Here is a 21,841-nt window from a genome sequence, read left to right as displayed (position 1 = left end):
AGTTTTACCTAATCAGGTTTCATTAAAATCAAGACTTACCGACAAAATTACGCTGAATGTTCCGATAGTTTCCGCTGCGATGGACACTGTTACTGAAGCTGATCTGGCTATCGCTTTGGCAAGAGTCGGAGGGTTAGGCTTTATTCACAAAAACATGACGATCGCTGAGCAGGCTGCTCAGGTAAACCGTGTGAAGCGTTCCGAAAACGGAATGATCTCGGATCCGGTTACATTATCTAAAGACCATACTTTGGGAGAAGCTAAAGATCTTATGTCAAGATATAAGATTTCAGGTCTTCCGGTAGTAGATGCTGATAATGTTCTGATCGGAATTATTACCAACAGAGATGTAAAATATCAGGAAAATCTTGATATGAAAGTGGAAGAGATCATGACCAAAGAAAACCTGATCACTTCAGACAAGGATACCAATCTTGAAAAAGCGAAAGAAATCCTTCTTAAGAACAGAGTTGAAAAACTTCCTATTGTAGATAAAGATAATAAACTTGTAGGATTAATCACCATCAAGGATATTGATAACCAATTGGAGTATCCTAATGCTAATAAAGATCAGAACGGTCGTCTTATCGTAGGAGCAGGAGTAGGAGTAGGAGAAGATACGCTGGCAAGAATTGAGGCTTTGGTACAGGCTGGTGTTGATATCGTAGCAATCGATTCTGCACACGGTCATTCTAAAGGAGTTTTAGACAAAATCTCAGAAATCAGAAAAGCATATCCGAACCTTGATGTTGTAGGAGGAAATATCGTAACTGCAGAAGCTGCTAAAGACCTTATTGAAGCTGGAGCCAACGTGCTTAAAGTTGGAGTAGGACCGGGTTCTATCTGTACAACAAGAGTGGTTGCAGGAGTGGGAGTACCTCAGCTTTCTGCGATCTATAATGTTTACGAATATGCCAAATCAAAAAATGTAACGGTAATAGCTGATGGTGGAATCAAACTTTCAGGAGATATCGTTAAAGCTATTGCGAGTGGTGCAGGAGCAGTAATGCTTGGTTCTCTTTTAGCGGGTACAGATGAAGCTCCGGGAGAAGAAATTATCTTCCAGGGTAGAAAATTCAAGTCTTATCAGGGAATGGGAAGCCTTTCAGCAATGAAAAGAGGAGGTAAAGAGAGATATTTCCAGAGTGAAGCTAAAAAATTCGTTCCGGAAGGAATTGAAGGTAGAGTACCGCATAAAGGAAAACTGGAAGATGTGATTTTCCAGTTGACAGGAGGTCTTAGAGCAGGTATGGGATACTGTGGTGCAAAAGATATTGAAACACTTCAGGAAGATTCTAAACTGGTAATGATCACAGGAAGCGGACTAAAAGAATCTCACCCTCATGATGTAATTATTACACAAGAAGCTCCGAATTATTCTTTATAAAGACGATAATTCAAATTAAATAAAAAACCGCACAATAAGTGCGGTTTTTTTATTTTGTGATTGTTTTTTAATGATTTGATTTTCAATGTTTTTGTTTTTGTATGACTGTTTTGTTGTGTTGTGTTGTTGATTTATTTATTTTTGTAAGTGTTTTTAATTATAATTTAAATAAAATAATTGATATTTGTGATCATGTTAATTTTATTTTTTATTTAAAATGTAACAATATTTAACTTTTTTCTACTAACTGTAATAAAATTTTAAATTATTAACCTTTTTTCAGTAAGTAATATTGCTGATTTACATTTAGTATTAATAAATTTGCAACTTGTTTAATTTTTTTAAAATATTGAAATGAAGAAAACTATCCTTTGTGGGGCATTGTTACTATCCCTTTCATTATCTGCACAGCAAAAAAAAGAGTGGTGTGATTTTGATAATGAACAGAGAGTACACCAAAAACAGAATGGGGAAATTGATGAAATGATTCGCAATATCCGTAACAAAATTATTAGCAGTAATCAGAATACCGCTGCTAAAAATGGAAGTGCATATAAGATTGTAAATGGAGTTTATGAAATTCCAGTAGTAGTACACGTGATAGTACCTACAGGTTCTGCTCTCGGAACAGCTTATAATAAAACAGATGCACAAATTCAGGCATGGCTGGATCGTTGTAATCAAATGTATGCAGGTACTTATCAATGGTCTCAAGGTATTCCTGCTGATTTTGGTACTGCTGCTACAATGCCGATTAAATTGGTATTGGCTAAAAGAGATCCTAACTGTAATGCCACTACAGGTATTGTTAGATATGACGGAGGAACTCTTACAGGGTATGACGCTTATGGAGTAAAACGAAATGGTGCAAACGGTGTTACTACTGCACAGGTAAAAACTATTGCACCGCACTGGCCGGAAGCTTCTTACTTTAATATCTACATCATGAATAAAGTAGATGGAGGAGGGCAATATGGAATTATGGGCTGGGCTGGATTACCTCAAAATCCGGACTCTTCTTACGAATCCTTTATGAAATCTTTTGTAGTTACTTTGCAGGATGATATTACCTTAGCCCATGAATTTGGACATAGTATGGGGTTGCTTCACACTTTTGGTAATGCTAACGCTCAGCCACCACAAGGAGATACAACTACCAATTACTGCCCGGCTACTACCAATAATTGTGCTTCAGATGACGATCAGGTTTGTGATACTGAAAGATCAAGAAGTTTACTGAATGACTTTCCGGCACCTACCAACAATGATATGAATTATTGTTCCGGAGCAAACTATCAGGGTGTACAGTATAATATGATGAATTATACGAATCCGATTGCGTTTAAATTTACGAATGGACAGCATGACAGAGCTGCTCTTTACTTCTTTTTAATGAAAGGAGCGTTAAGTACTTCATTAGGAGCAACAGCACCTTCTGCAGCTACGCCGGTTGGAACACCTATTCCTGCGACATGTAATCCAAGTGGTATTACTACACCAAGTAATTATTTTGTAGGGCCAACTTTGGTGAAGTTGGGTAATATTAACAATGCTTCTACAGGATATTGGCAGAGTGCAGCCAACTTCTATGAAGATTATACAGGAGCAAGTTGTCTGAGAGCTACATCAACTGAGCTTGCAGCAACAGGCACTCATAATCTTCAGGTAAATGTTTCGGATTCAAATAATGACGTAAGAGTATGGATAGATTACAATAATAATGGAACGTTTGAGTCTTCTGAATTGGTAGGCTCAGCAGATAATATTGTGGCAGATCCGGTTACAGCTATCGGTACTTACAGTACTACCATTACGGCTCCTGCTTCAGTGGTGCTTAACACTCCGCTAAGAATGAGAGTTCTTGTAGATGATGAGAACACTAACATGACTCCTTGTGGACAATTAATGTATGGTCAGGTAGAAGACTATACAGTAAAATTTGTTACCAACTTAGGAATAAGCGAAGTGAAAGCAGATAATGGAGACTTAACTATTTATCCTAACCCGGTTGCAACCGGAGACAAAATCTTCATTAAAGCTAAAAATGGTAAGAACCTAAAAGTTTCTATTTCTGATATGTCAGGAAGACTGATATCAGCTCCATCTGTAACTGAAGAAGGAAATGGTGTTTTCAAAGTTGACCAGCAGTTAGAAAAAGGAGTTTATATGATTCAGGTTTCTAATGGAAAAGATTCTAAATCTTCTAAATTGATCATTAAATAAGCTAATTGCCACTTACAATAAATATAAATGTCTCCATCTTATGGGGACATTTTTTATTCAATCTTAATGTATTTAAATCTGGGCTTGATAACTTTGTTCAGGAATTGCCCTTTAGATCTTGCCTTTCCAAACTTTTCAACAATATCTGCAGAGACTTTCAGATAGTCATAAACCGCTCCTGACTGATATATAATTCTCAATATTTCAGTCTCAGGGAAATAAATGAAATGGTTTACAACACTTGATGGCATAGTATGATTCATGCAAAAAATATTCCTTATCCTGAAAATAAAAAGCCTCCGGAATTACCGGAAGCTTTAAGCATGTATTAAAAACAGCTTATTTTTTCACAAATTTAAATTGATGAGTCTGAAAATTTCTGGTATTTATTTTTAATATATAGCCACCAGGAACAAGTTGCGAAACATCAATTCTGGAATCAAACATATCTGATTTTACAAGACGCCCATCCATATTATAAATCTGGATAGACATACCGTTATCAATACCGGAAATACTGATAAAATCTGTTACAGGGTTAGGGAAGATCTTAATTTTATTGTTAGCAAGCTCTGAGGTTCCCAATGTTGTGGTTTGTACATCACCCGTCATAGTAGAATTTCCTGTAGTAAGATTTCCTCCACATTGTCCGTTGGTCATTGCTGTATTTTCAACCCAGGTTCCGACATTGTTACCTGGGGGTATTGATAATGAATTATTTCCTGTTGAATTATAATAGATCAGATAAGGAGTGGTAAAAGTTCCATTACCCTCGTCACCGAGAAATTCCCATCTTGTAAGAGCATTATTCCATTGAATTTTAAATTCACAGGTACCTAATCCACTACAATCTTGTCCGCCGTCAATAGGAGTTGTCATATAAATATTCTTATTAAAAGCATCTACACCGGTTTTATTAAAAGTAAATGTGTTGGGAGGACTGCTGAACAGATTAGGACATCCACTAAATGTTATGGTCTGCGCCAAAGCTGTGCTTTCGGCTATCAGACATAATAAGTAAAGAATTTTCATAGGTGTTAATTTTGTGATGGAAATACTCCGGCCAATGCAATGATACATTTCAGGGTAATAAAAGGAGGTCTGTTCTCATGAGGCTGGTTTCCTCCTGTATTTCCTATCATCGTGCTTTTCATCGTCGTGTTAGCAGCTGTATCAGAATATTCTTTATCGAGAATTTTTGTGTCTGCGGGGAGATTATTTGTTGGTGAATTTTGATTTCCTTCTGCTGTTACAGCACTTACAGTATGATTATGGGCTGGCATTTCTGTTATGGTTAATGTCACACTTTCAGTTCCTCCGGTCTGCCCCATTGTATAGGTAGTGGGCCCTCCGGGAGCCTGTCCGTTATGAACAAGTACTCTTCCCCTCATATCAGGTAAAGCAAATGTGGTAGTTCCATTCCCTCCATAAGTGGTTCCCAAAAGTGCAAAAAGAGCTTGATTTTGAGCGATGGGCAGAAGTTGCCCATTACATTCTGCCCAGTATTTTGGAGCAAAATTATAAGGTACAAAGGCTATTTGCCCTAAAAATGGTTCTGTTGCCTGAGCTTTTAGGGCAGGAGCAAATGCACTGCATATCAGCAGTGTACATGCAAAAAGTAAGTTTTTCATGATAACAGGATTTTAAGTAGTATAAAATTAGAAAATATTTCGCATAAAACACTTAATTAAAAGAAAAACCTTTCACGGTAAAGCGAAAGGTTAGATTTTATTTATTGAAAATAATGTTATTATAGATTTTTTCTCTAATTTGCGATACTGCTATAATCTCTTAATTTTTCAAGTTATCTTTAAAATCCTCGATTCTGAAATCAGTCAGAGCATTTCCCTTTTCAATTTTTTCTTTGGAATATAATCTGAAATCATTTTCTGTTTTTTCTAAAAGATAGTCATAAGGTCCAATATGAGAAATTAACTTTACCAGAACCGGAGAAATCTCAAGACATATAAACAGTCCCATGATAAAGGCGGCAGCTAGTCCTATGATAGCAGAATTTTTACCAAGCTCATCTAATGCCTGAAGTCTGGCTGCAAATCCATTGAACTTATCTTCAAAAGTTTCTGTAGATTTTCTTTCTGTTTCCAGGTTAGTGTATACTTTGGAAATTTCCTTGTCTAAATATTCCAGTCGTGGAGCTGACTGTTTTTGGAAGTTCTCAAGATCCTGTCTGCGTTGCTCTTTCAATTCCTGTTTACGTTTGGCATTGGGACCATAACCTTCTTTTCCGCTGGTTAACCCGGACTGTTTTCCCAGAATTTCCTTTTCAAGTTCTACGGAAGCAGAATCATAAGCCTTCTGATACTGAGCTATTTTTCCTGAGATCTGTTGTTTTTCTGTCTCAAAAGGACCGCTTTGCTGAAGGATCCTCCCGTTCATTTCTCCCTGAAGCTGCTTTTTATTTCTTTGAATAATGGTATTCAGCTGTTTGTTTACTTCTTTTTCAAAAATTTTAAGCTCCAGCGGTTTTGAAATAATAATTCCCAGAAATGTAGCAAGTATAAGACGCGGAATGGCCATCAGAATCTGATTCCACCACGCTCCGGTTTTCTTGATGGAAGAAACAATATAACGGTCAAGATTAAAGATCATCAATCCCCACAGAATTCCAAATCCTACGGCTGCCCAAATATTATCAAATACCGTATACATGGCATAACCTGCAGATAATGTGGCGAACACTGCAGTAAAAAGCACAATACCTCCAATTCCGGAAAATTTATTCCATTCGCTTGGAGTCTTTCTTAAGATATGGATGTTCCCGCCTGAACATACCATCAGAAATTTTTGGAACCAGTTTATTTTATGAGTCCCTTGATTTATAGTTTGTTGGTTTGTTTTCATACCTGAAAATTTATACAAAGGTAGTACTAAAAATCATACCAATGTAAAAGATAGTATTATGTTTTACCAAGTAATTGTGTGTATTTGTGTAAAATGCTGTTTTTTTGATGGTTAAATTTTCTTTTGAGATTTGTAAAATAGTAAGAACTACTTTAACCTGTCAGGATTCTGTTTTAAAAAACTTTCCCATCCGGAATACGATTTGGTATCCGTAATAGTCCCGGAATTGAAATGATGGCATACTGCAACCGCAAGACCATCAGAAGCATCTAAATATTTGGTAGGAAACTCTTTTAATTTAAGAAGATTCTGTAACATTCCTGCTACCTGTTCCTTACTGGCATTTCCGTTTCCGGTAATGGCCATTTTGATTTTCTTTGGAGAATATTCTGTAATCGGAATATTTCTGTAAAGACTGGCTGCCATGGCTACTCCCTGAGCGCGTCCCAGCTTCAGCATACTCTGTACGTTTTTTCCGTAAAAAGGAGCCTCAAGGGCCACTTCATCGGGATGAAACTCGTCAATAAGAGAAAGGGTTCTTTCAAAAATATATTTCAGCTTGGTTTCGTGATTGGGGTATTTTTTTAAGATCAGTTCATGGATAGAAACCAGCTCCATTTTTCCTTTTTTTACGGAGATGATACCAAATCCCATTACAGTTGTTCCCGGGTCAATGCCTAAAATTATTTTCTCTGAAATCATTGCTTCAAAGATAGGACTTTCTATGTTGTAAGGATAAAAAAGTATCTTCAATGATTTTTATTCATATTTAAAAGTTTAGTACCTTTAAAGAAAAATGATTATGAAAAATGTATTTAATGTACTTATTGTTCCCGTATTTCTGTTATGCAGCTTTCAGAAAGAAAGTAGTTTAACCCAAAAGAAATATTCAGAAAATGTGACAGCAAAGAGCGACCGGATTATTTACTTGTTTTTCAAGGCTGGTAAAGATCAGTCGGGCAGTGCAAAAATTACGCTCCAGAGCACAAAAATAACAGAGGGCAGGTTAAAATATATGCCTTCTTTTGAAAGAGATGACATCCGTAAAGGTGACCTTATCATTACACTTACAGGCCCTGATGGTAAAGAAGCTGGAAAACAGCTTGTAAAAGATCCTTTTAACCCGGAATTGGAAGTTTATGAGAAAGAAGGGATTTCCAGACATACAGCTTCTCTTCATAACACAGAATTCAGTGCCCGGTTTTCTTATTCCGAAAATGTTCACACTGTAAAAATTGAAAAGGCAACTGATGATGGTGTACAACTCATATTCACACAAAAACTATAATTATGAAAAAAATTTTATTATCCCTTTTGATAGGCGGCAGCTGTTTTGCCCAGACATTCGAGACCGTTCCCCTTTTACAGAACGGAGATAACAGTAAAAGAATTGTTATTGCAGTTTTAGGAGACGGGTTTACCTCGGCACAGCAGTCTGCTTTTACAACATCAGCCCAAAATACCGTCAATTACCTTTTTACAAAAAGTCCCTATACAGAATATAAGAATTACTTTAATGCCTACGCAGTAAAAGTAATTTCCACAGAATCCGGAGTAAAACATCCGGAACAGCAACAGATGTTACAGAGCCTGTGATTCCTGTAACCAATCCTGATAATTATCTGGGATCTACCTTCGATGTCGGAGTTCACAGATGCATATACAGTAATACAACAAACAAAGTAGGACAGGTTCTGGCCGCTAATATTCCTGATTACGACATCACCTATGTGTTGGGTAATTCTACAGAATACGGAGGTTGTGGAGGTACCTATGCTTTTGCGTCATTAAACGGTTCTTCCAATGAAATTGTTGTACATGAGCTGGGGCATTCTTTTGGAAAGCTTGCTGATGAATATTGGTTCTCGGGTTCACTGGAGTCTCCGAATAAAACACAGAATTCCAATCCTGCAACAATTAAATGGAAAAATTGGGTTGGATTGAATGGAGTAGGAGTATACGCTCATGCAGAAAGCCCAACATGGTTCCGTCCACATCAGAACTGTGAGATGAGATACCTTAACCAGCAGTTCTGTTCCGTATGTAAGGAGGCAATTATTGAAAGAATTCATACTCTGGTTTCTCCTGTAGACTCCTATACACCCGCAAATAATGCGACTGTTGATGCTACTTCCAATGTTACCTTTACGGTCAACGAAATTCTTCCCATTCCAAATACTCTTGTGAATACCTGGAACTTAAACGGAACAACACTGGGAACGACAGGAAACAGTGTTACGATTACTCCAGGGCAGCTTAATAGCGGAAATAATACCTTAACATTTTCTGTAGTAGATAACAACCCGCTTCTGAAAGTAGATAACCACAGTACACTTCACGTTACCAATGTTTCCTGGACGCTGACCAAATCAACTCTAAAAACTTTCAGAAGTAAAAGCTGAAGAGAGACGATTCAGTATTTATCCTAATCCTACAGACGGAGAATTTTTCATTAAAGGAAAACAGGAATTTGCAAAAAATGTGAATGTTGAAGTGTATGATGCTTCCGGAAAACTGATTCCATCCAGATTTGAGCTGAAAGATTCAGCAATCCGGGTTGATATTAAAAACTATCCTGCGGGGACTTATCTGCTGAATGTAAAAGAAAATAAAAACCTGATCATTTCCCAGAAAGTCATAAAAGAATAATTATAGGAAACCGGCGCCTGCAGCCGGTTTTATTTTTCCAGTTTCTTTTCTGCAATAGGAACCCATCTTCCATCATGTCGTAAAAGTAATATTTTATCAACTAAGAATTTCGTTTTATATTCCTTTGTTTTATATTTTTCCCATGCTTTGAGGTAATTCTCCCAGGTTAAATTTCTGTATCCAACCGTCATATGTGGATTAAAAGAATATTGACCAAAATTAAAATGTTCTTTTACTCTATGGTAAAGTTCTGTTAAATGTACATTTTCTTTTGGATGAACATAAAGCACAGGATTTTTAGGATTGGGGAAGCTCCCGAATCCATCCAGTTCCATTTCAAAAGGAGCAATTTTTGTATTGATTTTCTGGAAAGCTGTGTGAATATCACCTTCCAGTTCAAATTCTCTTGAAAAAGGAGGGAGAAGAGTAATGTGGGCCTCATTCTGCAATGCTTTGGAATTGTCATAATGAATAGCCAGATCTCTTTTAAAGTTTTTTACTTCTTCAATAATCTCTTGTGGAGGATAAACTGCTATGAAGTACATTTTTTTCATGGAATAATTTTGATATGCTTTTCTAATGTAAGATTAATGTTTTGATCTCAGTTGCGAAAGCGTATTTTCAAGATGATCAGTGATTTTTTTTACTTCAATATGAGGTCTGAAGATCACTCCTTTTCCTCTTTCTTCATCTGCAATATTAGACAAAATAATGACAGAGGTTTTTGTGTCCGGATAATAGATATTCAGAGAAGGAGAACCTTTTACATAACCACTGTGGAAATAAGAATTGGGGTGGCCAATATTCAGCATAATTCCATAAGCATAACCCATCTTTCCAAAGATGGCATGATGTCTTTCCGCACTTTTTGCCATGAAGAGTTTCAATGTTTCCGGTTTTAATATTTTTCCGCCATAGAGAGCATTGTTCCATGCATGAAGATCCTGAATGGTAGACAATATTCCGCCGGCCGGAGTCCCTATTTCCTGTCCACCTAATCTTTTCGGCATGTTAGGAACTTCCTGAAATTTGCCAGGTGTCCCAATATAGGCACTTGCAAAATTATTCCCTTTAAAAATATCTCCCGTAGAAGAATGTGTCATTCCAGCCTTTTTGAAAAGTTCCTGAACATTCTCATCATATGATTTCCCGGAAACTTTTTCCACAATTTTTCCAAGTGTATTGAAGCCGTCGTTTGAATAGAAAAAATCTGATCCGCTCTTAAACATCAGCTTTCCACCCATGATATTTAACCCTGAGGTATGGTTTAACAATTGATGAATAGTTATATTTTCATATTCTTTGGTCTGAAATTCCTTCAGATATTTTGAAACTTTATCGGTTACATTCAGCCTTCCCTGTTCCATCTGCAGCAAAATTAAAACAGCAGTGAATTGCTTGCTTACAGAGCCTATGGCAAAAATAGTACTGCTGTCAATTTTTGTTTTTCTTTTAAAATCCGAATATCCGTTTTCTCTTCTGTAAAGAGGCAAAGAATCCTTGAAAACGGCAATGCTTCCATTGAAGTGATACTTTTTGAAAGTAGAATCAATCTGTTGTTCCAAAAGTGTTTTCTGAAAAGCTGCAATAGTAGAATCAACAATTGCTTTTTTATCAACAGGAGTTATTTTTGGAGCTTCAGTTGTACAGGAAAACAAAAAACAGAAAAGGGACAGGAATATTAAATTTTTGATCACAGGTGTTGTATTTTTAAATGATGATTGTATTCTTAAAGATACTAAAATATCCAAAAGAGCATTAAGGGATGCAAATTGCATGCTAGGAAGGGTTTTTATACCGCCTCTTTATCATTTTATGGTTCCCTTTTAATACTTTTGAATATTATTTGTCACAAAATTATGAATGAACATTTGAAAAACGATTCAGCAAACGTACGCCATCTGCTGGATATTGTCAAAGAACAGGGAATAGAATACCTGAATACTATTGGAGAAAGACCCACATCTGTAACCAATCATACATTAGAAAAACATGCACTGCCTGATTCAGGATATGGAACGGAAGAGACTCTGCGGATTTTTAACCAAAAATTTGAACCGGTAATGGTATCTTCTTCCGGGCCAAGATACTGGGGATTTGTAACCGGTGGCGCTACTCCGGCATCAGTTGCGGGAGACTGGCTTACGACTATTTATGATCAGAATACCCAAACTATGAAGGGACAGGGTGATATTTCAGGAGTTATAGAAGTGGAAGCAATACGGCTTTTGCAGGAGCTTCTTCAGCTTCCCGAAAGCTTTTTGAGTGGTTTTGTAACGGGTGCTACCATGTCCAATTTTACCTGTCTTGCTGTTGCCCGTCAATGGCTTGGGAAAACGTTTGGAAAAGATATTGCGAGAGAAGGAGTTTCCGGGAAAATAAAAGTGCTGAGCGCCACTCCTCACTCTTCTTCCATTAAATCACTTTCGCTATTGGGATTGGGGAGCAACAATATTATTCAGATTAAAATTCAGGGAGGAAACAGCGAAGCTATTTGCATACAGGATCTTGAAGAGAATATCCTGAAACTGAACGGTGAGCCATTTATCTTAATTTCAAGCGGTGGAACGGTGAATACAGTAGATTTTGACGACTTTAAGGCAATCAGCAGGCTAAAAGAAAAATACAACTTCTGGTGGCATATAGATGCGGCTTTTGGTGGTTTTGCAGCCTGCTCAACAACACACAGGCATCTTGTAGAGAACTGGGAATTTGCGGACAGTATTACAATAGACTGTCACAAGTGGATGAATGTACCTTATGAAAGTGCTGTATTTCTAATTAAAGAGCAATATAAGGTTCTGCAGATTGAAACTTTTCAGAACTCCAATGCTCCTTATCTTGGAGATCCTTTGGATAATTTCAATTATTTAAATTTTCTTCCTGAAAATTCAAGAAGGCTGAAGGCATTGCCGGCCTGGTTTTCTCTTATGGCTTATGGCAAAAAGGGATATCAGGAGATTGTAGATGATAATATATCCTGGGCGGGAAAATTTGGAACCCTGATTGAAAACAGTAATGATTTTAAACTGCTTGCTCCGGTAAGATTGAATACGGTTTGCTTTACATTAAAAGATCAAGCAAGGCAGAATGAGGTTGATTTATTTCTGGAAAAGGTCAATGATACAGGAAAAGTCTTCATGACTCCAACTTTTTACAATAATCATAAAGGAATAAGAGCAGCTTTTGTTAACTGGATGACCAGTGAAAAGGATGTTTATACCGTATTTGAGATTATGAACAAAATTTTCGCTTCATTAAAATAACATCTTGAAAAGCCTGTGGAATACCATTCACAGGCTTATTTTATTAAAAGATCACAAAACCAGAAAATATATTCTCCGTCTTCCTCTTCAGGAGTGGTTTTGGGTTTCGGATAGGTTTTCTTTACCGTTTCACCAATTTCAAACCGGATCGGATTTTTGAAAACAGGGCCATCAAAAGTAAAGGTGTGAAATTCTCCGTTTTCTCCGCACGGATCTACATTTTCAGGAAGGTCATCAATAAACTTCTCATCAATAATCCTCCCGGCGAAACTTTGATCAAGATAAGATCCGTTCACACACGTTACTATCGTTTTAAAACCAAGGTCTAAAAATTCACGGATGAGGTTGGATGTATCTTTTTTCCATAAGGGAAATATGGCTTTCATACCGACCGCATGTAATTGGTCTTCTCTGTATTTTCTCAGATCCTCAAGGAAAATATCCCCGAAAATGGAATGCGTAATACCCTGAGCCTGAATTCCAGCCATTGTTTTACTCATGATTTGCTGATATTCTTCCATAGATGGTTCTTTGGGAAGTTCCATTTTAACTAATGGAATTCCCAGGCTTTCAGCTTGCTTTTCCAACAGAGAAACATGAACTCCATGCATGGAAATCCTTTGAAACTCATCATTGATGCTGGTAAGCAGAGTGCTGATCTCATATTGATCCTCCTGTAGTATTTTGTAAAGGGCAAGAGCAGAATCTTTTCCGCTGCTCCAGTTGAATAAAGCTTTTGGTTTCATTGTAAATAAAAATCTCCCAAAAATAGGGAGATTTTATTGATTTGATATTTTTATAAAGAATTGAACAAAATAGAAGAGATCAATGGTGTATGATTTCTATCTTTTCGTGAAACTTGCTTTTGGTAAGGTATTCTTTTTTTAATTTTTCGCTTGCTTGAGTATCAATAAGTTTTGATGTATATGGTTCTTCAAAATCGGAATAACTGATTTCTCTTTTGTATTGAGTGTTGGAATCAAAGGATTCATTATCTTTTTTTCCATATGTTGTAAGATAAACATGTTCCTTGATTAGAAGTTCAATCCAGTTATTATGTTTATCAAACTGATAGGTGCTTTTTGTAAAGACATTATCACCTTCATTCCGTATTTCTTTATCATAAGTAATATACCCAAAATCATCATATGAAAGCAGATGATGCGTTTTGTTTTCATTGATCGGACTCTCTTTCAGGCTGTTGCTGTAATTTTTTGTTATTGTTATTCTTTCTGCCTGATTTTTTGAGTTAAAAATTGTTTTATCTACGGAAGAGAATTTTAGTGGTTCAGAATCTAGGGAATTATAAATAAGATCTCCATTATCATTATATTCAAAGACTTCAGTTTCCTTATTATTTCCAACAAAATTATGGGTTTCTTTTTTTGTTACTTTTTCAGGAAACTTTGGGTTGCCATAATAATAGATCCTTTCATATTTTAGTTCAGACTTATTGGGAATGCGTAAAGCTCTCTCTTCTTTGGTCATTCTCTGCTGTTTGTCAAAAGTGAGTTTTCTTTTTTCAATATTTAATCCTGTTCTTTTTTCAATGATGTATACCTGAACAATTATATTGCTGTTTTCAATATGATATTGATATTCAGTATAATTTCTGAAATCAAGGTTTCCATCTGTTTTATTGTACTCATATTTACTTTTCAGGTTACCAATATTATCATATGTATATTCTGTAACAGCGTCGTAGTCATCATAATAATTTATTATATGAGAAATAAGAGCATTTTCATTATATATGACTATTGAACGGAATCCGTCAGAATACTGTTGTACACTATTTAATTTTCCTGATTTGTTAAAATGTATTTCTGCGAGTAGTTTTTTTGCGTCTTTAGGGTTCTTTTCCAACAGGTATTCTTCATAAATCTTTGCAGAACCGACAGGATGATTAAAACTAAATCCCTTTTCAGGATACCGAAGGGCATAATATGTAGTAAGTAAAAAGTTTTGCCCTAAAATCATTTCCAGTTTTTCAGGTAGTAAATAATTGTTTTTATTTTTATTCTGGGTAAAATATAAATTGAAAATAAAAATTAGAGATAGGAATATGGTTTTGGTCATTGAGGTTAGTTTAATGTTAAAAATACAAAACCTCAAAGTATTTCTTTGAGGTTTTTATTAAAAAATGTGTGTCAGATTCCGGAATTACATATTTCTTCTGTATTTACCACCCACTTCAAATAAAGCATTGGTGATCTGCCCTAAAGAACAGTATTTCACAGCATCCATCATCACTTCAAATAAGTTCTGCTGGTTGATGGCTGCGTGCTGAAGTTTTCTTAAGGCTTCTTCAGACTTGTTTTCATTGGCTTTCTGGAAGTTATGAAGAGATTCAATCTGTGCCTGTTTTTCCTCTTCCGTAGAACGGATAACTTCTCCCGGTAAAACCGTTGGTGAACCATCTTTTCCTAAGAAGGTATTTACTCCGATGATCGGATATTCACCGGTATGCTTCAGCCATTCATAATGCATAGATTCTTCCTGGATTTTTGAACGCTGATACATCGTTTCCATCGCTCCGAGAACACCTCCTCTTTCCGTAATTCTGTCGAATTCCGCATATACAGCTTCTTCTACAAGATCCGTTAATTCTTCAATGATAAATGATCCCTGAAGCGGGTTTTCATTTTTAGCTAAACCTAATTCTTTATTGATGATCAGCTGGATTGCCATCGCTCTTCTTACAGATTGCTCAGTAGGAGTGGTAATGGCTTCGTCATAAGCATTGGTGTGAAGAGAGTTACAGTTATCGTAGATCGCATAAAGCGCCTGAAGCGTAGTTCTGATATCATTGAAATCAATTTCCTGAGCGTGCAGAGAACGTCCGGAAGTCTGGATGTGGTATTTCAGCATCTGGCTTCTTTCGTCAGCTCCGTATTTTAATTTCATTGCTTTTGCCCAGATTCTTCTTGCCACACGGCCGATTACTGAATATTCAGGGTCGATACCATTGGAGAAGAAGAAAGATAAGTTCGGTGCAAAATCATTGATGTCCATTCCGCGGCTTAAGTAATATTCTACATACGTGAACCCGTTAGCCAGAGTGAATGCCAATTGGGAAACCGGATTGGCTCCTGCTTCGGCAATATGATATCCTGAAATGGAAACAGAGTAGAAGTTTCTTACTTTTTCTCTGATGAAATATTCCTGAACGTCACCCATTAATCTCAGGGCGAATTCTGTAGAGAAGATACACGTATTCTGAGCCTGGTCTTCTTTTAAGATATCCGCCTGAACGGTACCACGAACCGTAGCAATTGTCTTAGCTTTGATTTCTGCATATACTTCGGCAGGGATTACTTCATCACCTGTTAATCCTAAAAGCTGCAGTCCTAAACCATTATTGGATGGAGGAAGTTCACCGTTGTATTTCGGTCTTTCCAATCTTTTATCATCGAATTTTTCTTTAAGTTTAGCCTCTACTTTAGCTTCTAAACCGTTTTCTTTGATATATTTTTCAACATTCTGGTCGATGGCTGCATTCATGAAGAAAGCCAGCAGCATCGGTGCAGGACCATTAATTGTCATTGAAACAGAAGTCAGTGCATTCACAAGGTCAAATCCTGAATACAGCTTTTTAGCATCATCCAGCGTCGCGATAGAAACTCCCGCATTTCCGATCTTACCATAAATATCCGGTGGTAAAGCAGGATCCTGACCATACAATGTTACAGAGTCAAATGCTGTAGACAGACGTTTTGCAGGCATTTCTGCAGAAACATAATGGAATCTTCTGTTAGTTCTCTCAGGACCTCCTTCTCCTGCAAACATCCTTGTCGGATCTTCACCGGTTCTCTTGAACGGATAAATTCCTGCCGTATAAGGGAAACTTCCCGGAAGGTTTTCTTGTCCTTTCCATCTGATCAGATCGCCCCAGTCATTGTATTTTGGTAATGCTATTTTTGGAATTCTCAAATGAGATAAAGATTCTGTTGAGGTTTCAACTTTAATTTCTTTTCCTCTCACAAAATAAGAATAGAACTCAGCATGGAATGCTTTTTTCGTATCATCCCATGTTTTAAGGAAATCGATGTTCTCCTGCTGAAGCTCTTTTTCTGCCTTTTGATATTCGGCATCCAAAGCTTCATTGGAAATCATATTTTTTACTCCTTCAATATGATACATTTTTCTGGCAAGCTCGGCCTGTTTTTCAACATTGGCATCATATTGCTTGTTGTTTTCAACAATTTCAGAAAGGTAACGGACTCTTTTCGGAGGAATAATGGTTACTTCATCTGTGATTTCCTGCTCTACAAAAGTATTTAAATGTAAATCGGCAAACTTCTCGTTTACTTTTGAAACCAATCTGTTGTAAAGTTCTGTAGTGCCATGGTCGTTGAACTGAGATGCTTTTGTCGCATAAACCGGCATGTCTTCCAGCTGGCTTTCCCATAAAAGGTGGTTTCTCTGGAATTGTTTTCTTACTGCCTGAAGAGCATCCAATGCACCACGCTTGTCAGATTTATTTAATGCGACAAGATCTGCATAATCTAACATGTCGATTTTTTCCAGCTGTGTGGAAGCTCCGTATTCAGGAGTCATTACATACATGGAAACATCTGCAAAATCCGAAACTTCTGAACCGGACTGCCCGATCCCTGAAGTTTCAAGGATAATAACGTCCGGATGAGCCAGTTTCAATACATTCAGTGCAGAATGAATAAACGGAGAAACAGAAACGTTATTTTCTCTTGTTGCCATGGAACGCATATAAACTCTTGGATCATTGATCGCATTCATACGGATTCTGTCTCCCAAAAGAGCTCCTCCTGTTTTCTTTTTTGAAGGGTCAATGGAGATAATGGCAATTTTTTTATCGGTATTTGAACGTAAGAAGCGTCTTACCAATTCATCTGTTAAAGAAGATTTACCTGCTCCTCCGGTACCCGTGATACCAATGATCGGAATGGTTAAATCTTTGGATTTCTCATCGATGGCTTTTACAAGCTCAGGCTTCTCATCTGAAAAGTTCTCAACAGCAGAAATGATCTGTGCAATGCTGGAAGGGTTTTCAAAACTGATATCATCAAGATCTTTTGCCGTAACATCTTTTCCTGTAGCAAAATCTGATCTTTGTACCAGATCATCAATCATTCCCTGAAGGCCAAGTTCACGGCCGTCATCCGGAGAATAAATTCTGTCGATTCCGTAAGACATAAGGTCTTTGATCTCTTCCGGAAGGATTACACCACCGCCGCCGCCAAAAATTTTGATCTGAGGAGAATTTTTCTCTCTCAGAAGGTCATAAATATATTTGAAATATTCATTGTGACCTCCCTGATATGAAGTTAATGCAATGGCATTGGCATCTTCCTGGATTGCTGTATTTACAACTTCCTCTGCTGATTTATCGTGTCCTAAGTGGATCACTTCGCATCCTGTTCCCTGTATAACACGACGCATAATATTGATCGCAGCATCATGCCCATCAAATAATGAAGCAGCAGTTACGATTCTTACCTTGTTGGTTGGAGTATATTTTTGGGTTTCCATAAAAATTCTAGACAGTTTCTAAGTTCTCAAATATAGTAATAAAATGAAAATCTGTATTTTATGGTTAATTGTTTGGTTTTTAAATGTTTATGTTAATTGCTGTTTCAGTCTGATAGACTTTGATGGAGGTTGCGTCCGGGTTTTAAAGTATAAAAAGCGGCAGATAAAAAATCTGGCGCTTTTTCTTTATGTCTTAAATCCGATGCCTGATCTTCTTCAGGAGAATCTTTATGGTTTTATTTTTCTGAAAAAAGTGTTTTTCTTTTGCTGTCCAGTCCCCAGTTTAATCCTAAAAATGTAATGAGATTGTTCTTGTCACCATAATTTTTTCCAAATGCAGCATTGATGTACACACTGTCAGATACTTTGTAGTTGATGATTCCGTTGGAACGATAAGTGTCATCCAGATCACTGCTTCTGTAGATGAACTCATATCCAATGGAGAATCTGTTGTATACAAGCTCTATTTTCCCGCCGAAATCATAATTATCAGTCCTGCTGAATCCGCTGGCTGCATCATAAACCGTCTTATCCTGCAGGTATCTTGCGACGGCATAGAAGTTTAACCTTTTCTCAATTTTTGAGGCGTCTGTGGTGAAGGCTTCTTTGATGATTACTTTTGATTTTTCATTATTTTGATCTTCTTTTTTCTTTGGAGTTTTTGTTCTTTCCAGGTTGATTCCTGAACTCATGGTCATCCAAAATCCCAGTTTTCCGAATTGATTATTCTTGAATTGATTATCTAAAAAGAAAGTACTGTATGCAGAAGCTACATCCAACTGAAAAGCAGGTTTTTCGTCAAGATACTTTTTATAATTTTCGGTTTCCGTTTTGTAATAATCTGTGACAAATCCTTCTAATGCTTGTGCTAGTTTTTTCTCCTTTTCACTGTTGCTGATATTGGAAGCATCTATATCTTTATATTTCTGTGATTTATAAAATTCACTCTGGATGTCAGTTAGTTCTCTGGAAATGTTATTGCTAGAAGTGGTAATAGCTTCTATATTTTTTTTATTTCTGATTTTAAATACTGTGGTTCGTAAAGAAAAAGACACCGAAGGATTTTCCATATCAAGACCTTCAATTTTATAATTTCTCAGAAATGCAAATGAGACAGAAACGTTTTTGGCTTCACTGAAGATGTTATTTTTATACTCATAACTGTCATCTGGCTTTTTAATGCTTTTAATGCCGGCATATTTCAAAGCATCCATTTCCGTCAGAGGAAATAAATGAGTAGGGGTAAGTTCTACTGCATAGGCATTGGGAAGGCCGTCATTTTCGCTGAATGAATTGACAATACTGCTCATAAAAGCCTTTTTTGATTTCGGGGTCTCCAGATCAGAACTTGCTAAGCCGAGAAGTATTACACTTGGTGCATTGGAAAGTTCCAGTTTGTTTAACTCTGCGCTGATTTCTTTGCTTTGAGCAAACAATAATGCCATATTAGACACCAGCGCTGCTAATAGTAATGTCTTTTTCATAGCTCAACTTTTATGTATTTATAAACTCCATAGATAAACTTACCAGATAAATCATCAGTGGTTTTACCTTCAAAAGGATTGAAATGAAAACTCTTGGAAGGAATCTGAGGGAATTCAAACTTTATCCTGCATGTATTGATTAAGATCTGCAAATGGTTCACCTGCATATTAATATTGAAAGAAGTAGCGAAAAGTAAATTGTCTGAGGCTAAATCTGCTTTTGGAATAGTAAAAGAAAATTTATCATCATTTGAATTGTTATCATCTATTCTCTTTCCGTTAATGATAAAATGCGGGTCGCCAAATTGTGTGTTGGCACTGATTATTACATTCACTTCAACATTACTTTCTTTAAAGTGCGTAATTTTTACTGTTTTTTGAGGGATTTTTTTCATGTCTGTTAATTTTGGTTTTGTGTATTCTCTTTCAAATCGTATCCTTTAAAATGATGAGAAGTTTTAGTTTTGATTGTACTTCAAATTTATGGTTTGTAGTCTTCGTTGTCAATTACCTCTTTGGGTACTATTTATTTAATACGATGAAGTTAACCGATTTTGCTTTATCAGTTTATGAAACCTGCTTTTAATTCATTCATTAAAATATTTACAACGATTCCATAGCCCGTTTAAATTCTCTACTTTTGCAGAATATTTCTACAGATATGCAAAAAGCTTTGATGTATTTCGCCCTGGGAACCGTAGTAAGTTTCCTTATCAATTATTTCTTTTTAAGTTCTGAAAACATCGGACTGGATATTTATTATGCCTTTGCCTTTGGCTCAGCATGGGGAATTGCTTATTATCTGGATACTCCTGATTTTACGCTGCCTAAGAAATTAGGTCTTTCATTTGTGGCTATGGGGCTTCTGGTTCTTTTAGGAACTTTGATGTTTACACTTGAACTGGCAATTCCTTCTATTCTGAAGTTTTCAACAGTTTTTGTTGCCTATTATTTATTTGCAAGTTTCAGAGGCAATAAATCCCTTAGAAATTAATGCAGCATAATAAAGCTCAGGCACATCAGCACCAGGAACATCAGAAGCAATCCGATATAATTAACAATAAATAATAAGGAGCCTTTCAGTATACTTATTCTTTTTTTGGTTTCATATACTCTGTGGTGCGCTGCAAAGAAATAGATCGTCATATAGGTACCCAGTGCCAGACATGCCAGAACATATAGTAAGGTAAGTATACTATTGTCCGGCAAGAAGCTGGTGATTTTTTCTCCTACAATAAACATCAGCACTCCCAGTAAGAGAAAGGAAAAATAATGAAGGGTGAAAATCCCGTGGTCAAAGTACCACCATTTTTTCTTATTATGGAACAGCCACAAAAAGAATGCAAATATTGGCAGGTACACAAAAAGTGCTTTGGGAATAGTATGAATAAAGTTTTCCTTATATTTTTCCCAGATCTGATGTTTACTGTATCCTTCTTCCTTTAATTCAAACACTTTATTCACAATGGGGCGCATCAATGTGTAGATTCCCGTATTATCTTTAGCACGGATGGAATCATACTGCTTCATCGTGTAGGCTTTCATAATGGATGCTTCATGAGTATCGAATGTGCTGTCAAAAATCTCATCTTTTTCCTGCCCGTCTTTTATCTTTAAAGTATCCAGTGTTTTTTGCGCTGTAGCAGCCGTTTCATGGGATAACAGGCCTTCTTTCTGCAAATCTTTTACAACGTCTTTAGAGATCTCTTTCTGCTTTTTTGCTTTTGCTTCCGTTTTAATATGGCTGGGCCTTTCAGTCTCCTCTTTGGCATGAGGTATGATATTTGGAAGAAAGAATGTGATGAAACTTATGAAAATATATAGCTTTACAGGTGCTACATATAATTGTCTTTTCCCTTCCAGATATTCTTTGGTAAGTCTGCCGGGACGGGTAAAAAGATACTGTATGGTTTTCCAGAACTGTCCGTCATAATGGGTGAAATCCTCTATGAAATGAGTAAAAAGAAAATGAAAAGGCTGCCTGCTCTCAACGTTTTCCTGCCCACAGTGGGGGCAAAACCTTTCTTCAACCTGATGTCCGCAGTTAAGACAGGTTTTATCATCTCTTAGTTTTCCGTGGCTCATGAATTATGGAATATGATTGCCACAAATATAATTATTTCGATGAAAATATAATGATATTGATATGTTTTAAAGAGAACGTTAAAGTAAATTTAATAAAAGAAAGAGTTGAGGGAATAAACTCTTTACTGTTTCATTGGTGTTTTCAGAATCTCCGAAAGTGTTTTTTTCATCGGCCAACAATTCGCAAGATTTATGCCAAAACTATAAATAGTGTTAAAATCTATTGATACTCGGCTATATAGCTAATAATATATAGATTAAATAAAATATGTTTTTGGGTTACAAAAATAATTTGTACCTTTGCACACCCTTTTAGGGGTAAATTATGTTTAATCTTTAACTAAAACGTGTGAATACATTAAGTTACAAAACTG

General features: G+C 36.5%; 21 protein-coding genes. 8 read left to right on the top strand and 13 right to left on the bottom strand.

Annotation, left to right across the window (positions count from 1 at the left end):
• A partial coding sequence (guaB, locus tag ACE3RB_RS17595) for an IMP dehydrogenase (protein ID WP_374465412.1) occupies positions 1 to 1,387 on the top strand: 1,387 nt, incomplete at its 5' end.
• 354 nt (positions 1,388 to 1,741) lie between these two features.
• Complete coding sequence (locus ACE3RB_RS17590) at positions 1,742 to 3,610, top strand: GEVED domain-containing protein (protein WP_374465411.1); 1,869 nt, start codon at positions 1,742 to 1,744, stop codon at positions 3,608 to 3,610.
• Between the two features lie 53 nt (positions 3,611 to 3,663).
• Here the strand turns inward: ACE3RB_RS17590 and ACE3RB_RS17585 are convergent, their stop codons facing one another.
• The 5 genes from ACE3RB_RS17585 to ruvC form a co-directional block, all read right to left on the bottom strand.
• Positions 3,664 to 3,873 (bottom strand): KTSC domain-containing protein, encoded by a 210-nt coding sequence (locus ACE3RB_RS17585; protein ID WP_374465410.1) that lies wholly within the window; start codon positions 3,871 to 3,873, stop codon positions 3,664 to 3,666.
• Positions 3,874 to 3,949: 76 nt separating this feature from the next.
• Complete coding sequence (locus ACE3RB_RS17580; protein WP_374465409.1) at positions 3,950 to 4,642, bottom strand: T9SS type A sorting domain-containing protein; 693 nt, start codon at positions 4,640 to 4,642, stop codon at positions 3,950 to 3,952.
• A gap of 5 nt (positions 4,643 to 4,647) precedes the next feature.
• Positions 4,648 to 5,241 (bottom strand): phage tail protein, encoded by a 594-nt coding sequence (locus tag ACE3RB_RS17575; RefSeq protein ID WP_374465408.1) that lies wholly within the window; start codon positions 5,239 to 5,241, stop codon positions 4,648 to 4,650.
• 160 nt (positions 5,242 to 5,401) lie between these two features.
• Positions 5,402 to 6,472: a DUF4407 domain-containing protein gene (locus ACE3RB_RS17570; RefSeq protein ID WP_374465407.1), complete on the bottom strand. Its 1,071-nt coding sequence runs from the start codon at positions 6,470 to 6,472 to the stop codon at positions 5,402 to 5,404.
• A gap of 147 nt (positions 6,473 to 6,619) precedes the next feature.
• Positions 6,620 to 7,174 carry a crossover junction endodeoxyribonuclease RuvC gene (gene ruvC, locus ACE3RB_RS17565; protein WP_002976203.1) on the bottom strand — a complete coding sequence of 185 codons (555 nt, stop codon included), beginning with the start codon at positions 7,172 to 7,174 and terminating at the stop codon, positions 6,620 to 6,622.
• A 100-nt stretch (positions 7,175 to 7,274) separates the two neighbouring features.
• Here ruvC and ACE3RB_RS17560 point away from each other — a divergent pair, with 100 nt between their 5' ends.
• From ACE3RB_RS17560 to ACE3RB_RS17545, 4 genes are read left to right on the top strand one after another with little or no spacing between them, the layout of a single operon-like run.
• The gene (locus tag ACE3RB_RS17560; protein ID WP_374465406.1) at positions 7,275 to 7,760 is read left to right on the top strand and encodes a hypothetical protein; all 486 of its coding nucleotides are present in this window, start codon (positions 7,275 to 7,277) and stop codon (positions 7,758 to 7,760) included.
• 2 nt (positions 7,761 to 7,762) lie between these two features.
• Positions 7,763 to 8,068: a M64 family metallopeptidase gene (locus ACE3RB_RS17555; RefSeq protein ID WP_374465405.1), complete on the top strand. Its 306-nt coding sequence runs from the start codon at positions 7,763 to 7,765 to the stop codon at positions 8,066 to 8,068.
• Positions 8,065 to 8,874, top strand: a complete 810-nt coding sequence (locus tag ACE3RB_RS17550) for a M64 family metallopeptidase (protein WP_374465404.1) — start codon at positions 8,065 to 8,067, stop codon at positions 8,872 to 8,874. Before ACE3RB_RS17555 ends, ACE3RB_RS17550 begins: the two co-directional genes overlap by 4 nt.
• Before the next feature lie 16 nt (positions 8,875 to 8,890).
• Positions 8,891 to 9,121, top strand: a complete 231-nt coding sequence (locus ACE3RB_RS17545) for a T9SS type A sorting domain-containing protein (protein WP_374465414.1) — start codon at positions 8,891 to 8,893, stop codon at positions 9,119 to 9,121.
• Positions 9,122 to 9,150: 29 nt separating this feature from the next.
• Here the strand turns inward: ACE3RB_RS17545 and ACE3RB_RS17540 are convergent, their stop codons facing one another.
• Both ACE3RB_RS17540 and ACE3RB_RS17535 read right to left on the bottom strand, forming a co-directional pair.
• Positions 9,151 to 9,675 carry a 2'-5' RNA ligase family protein gene (locus ACE3RB_RS17540; RefSeq protein ID WP_374465403.1) on the bottom strand — a complete coding sequence of 175 codons (525 nt, stop codon included), beginning with the start codon at positions 9,673 to 9,675 and terminating at the stop codon, positions 9,151 to 9,153.
• 33 nt (positions 9,676 to 9,708) lie between these two features.
• Positions 9,709 to 10,899 (bottom strand): serine hydrolase domain-containing protein, encoded by a 1,191-nt coding sequence (locus ACE3RB_RS17535; RefSeq protein ID WP_374465402.1) that lies wholly within the window; start codon positions 10,897 to 10,899, stop codon positions 9,709 to 9,711.
• A 93-nt stretch (positions 10,900 to 10,992) separates the two neighbouring features.
• On the opposite strand from ACE3RB_RS17535, the gene ACE3RB_RS17530 reads away from it, so the two are divergent.
• Positions 10,993 to 12,387, top strand: a complete 1,395-nt coding sequence (locus tag ACE3RB_RS17530; RefSeq protein WP_374465401.1) for an aspartate aminotransferase family protein — start codon at positions 10,993 to 10,995, stop codon at positions 12,385 to 12,387.
• Between the two features lie 35 nt (positions 12,388 to 12,422).
• On the opposite strand, the gene ACE3RB_RS17525 is transcribed toward ACE3RB_RS17530, so the two are convergent.
• The 5 genes from ACE3RB_RS17525 to ACE3RB_RS17505 all read right to left on the bottom strand — a co-directional run bounded on the left by ACE3RB_RS17525 (position 12,423) and on the right by ACE3RB_RS17505 (position 19,777).
• Positions 12,423 to 13,133 carry a diphthine--ammonia ligase gene (locus tag ACE3RB_RS17525; RefSeq protein WP_374465400.1) on the bottom strand — a complete coding sequence of 237 codons (711 nt, stop codon included), beginning with the start codon at positions 13,131 to 13,133 and terminating at the stop codon, positions 12,423 to 12,425.
• Between the two features lie 79 nt (positions 13,134 to 13,212).
• A complete protein-coding gene (locus ACE3RB_RS17520; protein ID WP_374465399.1) occupies positions 13,213 to 14,466 on the bottom strand; it encodes a hypothetical protein in 1,254 nt (417 codons plus the stop codon).
• Between the two features lie 84 nt (positions 14,467 to 14,550).
• Positions 14,551 to 17,898, bottom strand: a complete 3,348-nt coding sequence (locus ACE3RB_RS17515; RefSeq protein WP_374465398.1) for a methylmalonyl-CoA mutase family protein — start codon at positions 17,896 to 17,898, stop codon at positions 14,551 to 14,553.
• 236 nt (positions 17,899 to 18,134) lie between these two features.
• Positions 18,135 to 19,382, bottom strand: a complete 1,248-nt coding sequence (locus ACE3RB_RS17510; RefSeq protein ID WP_374465397.1) for a hypothetical protein — start codon at positions 19,380 to 19,382, stop codon at positions 18,135 to 18,137.
• Positions 19,379 to 19,777: a hypothetical protein gene (locus tag ACE3RB_RS17505; protein ID WP_374465396.1), complete on the bottom strand. Its 399-nt coding sequence runs from the start codon at positions 19,775 to 19,777 to the stop codon at positions 19,379 to 19,381. Before ACE3RB_RS17505 ends, ACE3RB_RS17510 begins: the two co-directional genes overlap by 4 nt.
• 266 nt (positions 19,778 to 20,043) lie before the next feature.
• Between ACE3RB_RS17505 and ACE3RB_RS17500 the strand changes: the two genes are divergently transcribed.
• On the top strand, positions 20,044 to 20,376 hold the full coding sequence (locus ACE3RB_RS17500) for a hypothetical protein (RefSeq protein ID WP_374465413.1): 333 nt from the start codon (positions 20,044 to 20,046) through the stop codon (positions 20,374 to 20,376).
• Here ACE3RB_RS17500 and ACE3RB_RS17495 read toward each other — a convergent pair.
• Positions 20,373 to 21,467, bottom strand: coding sequence for a DUF3667 domain-containing protein (locus ACE3RB_RS17495; RefSeq protein ID WP_374465395.1), 1,095 nt, complete (start codon positions 21,465 to 21,467; stop codon positions 20,373 to 20,375). The two genes, ACE3RB_RS17500 and ACE3RB_RS17495, sit on opposite strands and share 4 nt — an antisense overlap.
• Positions 21,468 to 21,841 lie beyond the last annotated feature (374 nt).

Source organism: Chryseobacterium sp., assembly GCF_041914225.1.
Classification (GTDB): domain Bacteria; phylum Bacteroidota; class Bacteroidia; order Flavobacteriales; family Weeksellaceae; genus Chryseobacterium.
Note: the sequence above shows the minus strand (reverse complement) of the source record. Positions and strands in the feature narration are given on the sequence as shown.

What these genes read in the sequence shown, in the direction of transcription:
- ACE3RB_RS17590 (WP_374465411.1), top strand. Translation starts at nt 1,742, where the DNA reads ATGAAGAAAACTATCCTTTGTGGGGCATTGTTACTATCCCTTTCATTA.
- ACE3RB_RS17585 (WP_374465410.1), bottom strand. Translation starts at nt 3,873, where the DNA reads ATGAATCATACTATGCCATCAAGTGTTGTAAACCATTTCATTTATTTC.
- ACE3RB_RS17580 (WP_374465409.1), bottom strand. Translation starts at nt 4,642, where the DNA reads ATGAAAATTCTTTACTTATTATGTCTGATAGCCGAAAGCACAGCTTTG.
- ACE3RB_RS17575 (WP_374465408.1), bottom strand. Translation starts at nt 5,241, where the DNA reads ATGAAAAACTTACTTTTTGCATGTACACTGCTGATATGCAGTGCATTT.
- ACE3RB_RS17570 (WP_374465407.1), bottom strand. Translation starts at nt 6,472, where the DNA reads ATGAAAACAAACCAACAAACTATAAATCAAGGGACTCATAAAATAAAC.
- ruvC (WP_002976203.1), bottom strand. Translation starts at nt 7,174, where the DNA reads ATGATTTCAGAGAAAATAATTTTAGGCATTGACCCGGGAACAACTGTA.
- ACE3RB_RS17560 (WP_374465406.1), top strand. Translation starts at nt 7,275, where the DNA reads ATGAAAAATGTATTTAATGTACTTATTGTTCCCGTATTTCTGTTATGC.
- ACE3RB_RS17555 (WP_374465405.1), top strand. Translation starts at nt 7,763, where the DNA reads ATGAAAAAAATTTTATTATCCCTTTTGATAGGCGGCAGCTGTTTTGCC.
- ACE3RB_RS17540 (WP_374465403.1), bottom strand. Translation starts at nt 9,675, where the DNA reads ATGAAAAAAATGTACTTCATAGCAGTTTATCCTCCACAAGAGATTATT.
- ACE3RB_RS17535 (WP_374465402.1), bottom strand. Translation starts at nt 10,899, where the DNA reads ATGCAATTTGCATCCCTTAATGCTCTTTTGGATATTTTAGTATCTTTA.
- ACE3RB_RS17525 (WP_374465400.1), bottom strand. Translation starts at nt 13,133, where the DNA reads ATGAAACCAAAAGCTTTATTCAACTGGAGCAGCGGAAAAGATTCTGCT.
- ACE3RB_RS17520 (WP_374465399.1), bottom strand. Translation starts at nt 14,466, where the DNA reads ATGACCAAAACCATATTCCTATCTCTAATTTTTATTTTCAATTTATAT.
- ACE3RB_RS17515 (WP_374465398.1), bottom strand. Translation starts at nt 17,898, where the DNA reads ATGGAAACCCAAAAATATACTCCAACCAACAAGGTAAGAATCGTAACT.
- ACE3RB_RS17510 (WP_374465397.1), bottom strand. Translation starts at nt 19,382, where the DNA reads ATGAAAAAGACATTACTATTAGCAGCGCTGGTGTCTAATATGGCATTA.
- ACE3RB_RS17505 (WP_374465396.1), bottom strand. Translation starts at nt 19,777, where the DNA reads ATGAAAAAAATCCCTCAAAAAACAGTAAAAATTACGCACTTTAAAGAA.
- ACE3RB_RS17500 (WP_374465413.1), top strand. Translation starts at nt 20,044, where the DNA reads ATGCAAAAAGCTTTGATGTATTTCGCCCTGGGAACCGTAGTAAGTTTC.
- ACE3RB_RS17495 (WP_374465395.1), bottom strand. Translation starts at nt 21,467, where the DNA reads ATGAGCCACGGAAAACTAAGAGATGATAAAACCTGTCTTAACTGCGGA.